This window comes from Burkholderia lata, assembly GCF_902499335.1.
Lineage (GTDB): Bacteria > Pseudomonadota > Gammaproteobacteria > Burkholderiales > Burkholderiaceae > Burkholderia > Burkholderia lata_B.
The window spans coordinates 1-983 of the sequence record NZ_CABVQK010000052.1; the positions used below are offsets into that span (position 1 = coordinate 1).

The 983-nt window shown below is 57.3% G+C and carries 1 protein-coding gene; it reads left to right on the plus strand.

Going from position 1 to position 983, the window contains the following annotated elements; genetic code table 11:
• The first annotated feature begins 131 nt into the window (after positions 1–131).
• Positions 132–665 (plus strand): TerC family protein, encoded by a 534-nt coding sequence (locus BCO18175_RS40395; RefSeq protein WP_302480667.1) that lies wholly within the window; start codon positions 132–134, stop codon positions 663–665.
• Positions 666–983 lie beyond the last annotated feature (318 nt).

A 983-nucleotide genomic window follows, 5' to 3' on the forward strand; every position in this document is an offset into this window, starting at 1 on the left:
ACTACTGCACTCCCGTCGAATACGAAACCCTACGCGCTGCTGCATGACATGCTGTACGTGAAAACGAGGCAGGGTCAGGTGGTGATGACGACAAGGAAGAGGACTATTCGACGCATATCGCATATCGCCTGATGCACAAGCTTTTCCCGGTGTGGCCGATGCTTCGGGGCAATCGTTTCTTCGTGCGCCGCTCGGAGATCGAGCGCGATCCAACTGAAGCGGAAGGTGGGGCGCTGAAACTCGCATCCAAAGGAGCGCTGTTTGCCACGCCGCTGTTGCTGTGTCTTGTCGTCACTGAAGTGTCGGATGTCCTGTTCGCATTCGATTCCGTGCCGGCGGTGATCGCCGTCAGCCGCGAACCACTTATCGTGTATTCGGCGATGCTGTTCGCGATCCTGGGGTTGCGCACTATGTATTTTGTGCTCGAAGCACTGAAGCGCTATCTGGTCCATTTGGAGAGGGCGGTCGTGGCGTTGCTGTTTTTCGTGGCGGCCAAGCTGGCACTGAACGCGACCGATCATATCTTCGGCCATGGCTACAGTATTGCCCCCGGCACCAGCCTGATCATCGTGATCACGGTGTTGGCGATCGGTGCTGCGGCGAGCCTGATCTTCCCGGGGAAACGGACGCCGGCCGATACAGGCGATCCGGGCGCCCGTGCGTGAGGTCGTTTGACGGGGGCGAGGTTAGAGCCGGTGGTGTTCGCCGCCACCTGAGTTGAAGTTAGCAATCAGAGATCAAGTTGAGAGCAGTCACTTTTTTGTGAATATGGACTGCCAAGAGATGAGGCCGGATTGAAAGTTTCAATTCAGCTCGAACGTCAAGTTCCGGAACTCACCGCAAGGGTCAGGTGGACCGGACCTATCCGTGATTTCGTGGGCGAGGCATATCATGAGGTGTAAAAGCCATGGATATGCCAATGAAGAAGAAACGGCAAACTGTAGCGCGTCAGGCAGCGGCCCGCGGGCCGCTGCCTGAACTGC

Coding starts and splice junctions, on each gene's coding strand:
- BCO18175_RS40395 (WP_302480667.1), top strand. CDS start 132: ATGCACAAGCTTTTCCCGGTGTGGCCGATGCTTCGGGGCAATCGTTTC.